The 226-nt window shown below is 62.4% G+C and carries 1 protein-coding gene; it reads left to right on the top strand.

Annotation, left to right across the window (positions count from 1 at the left end; translation table 11 throughout):
- Nucleotides 1–226: hypothetical protein (locus IAE33_RS24460; RefSeq protein ID WP_201165783.1), on the top strand; the 226-nt coding region annotated here is incomplete at both ends.

Here is a 226-nt window from a genome sequence, read left to right as displayed (position 1 = left end):
AGTCCCGAACGCCACGTTCGAGAACCTGGTCATCGGCGGCCCAGCTTCGGTCAACGTCACCGACACCATCAGCAAGGTCACCGCGGTGCTGTCTGTGGATAACACCACCGTGGCCGAAGGCGGCAAGATCACCTACACCGTTACCCTGGTGAGCGAAGACAGCAGCCTGCCAGTTACTGGTCACGGCGGTGTGACCGTGACCCTGACCGGTGGCACCCAGGTGTTC

The organism is Pseudomonas sp. S60, assembly GCF_016647865.1.
GTDB classification, from domain to species: Bacteria; Pseudomonadota; Gammaproteobacteria; order Pseudomonadales; family Pseudomonadaceae; genus Aquipseudomonas; species Aquipseudomonas parafulva.
Note: the sequence above shows the minus strand (reverse complement) of the source record. Positions and strands in the feature narration are given on the sequence as shown.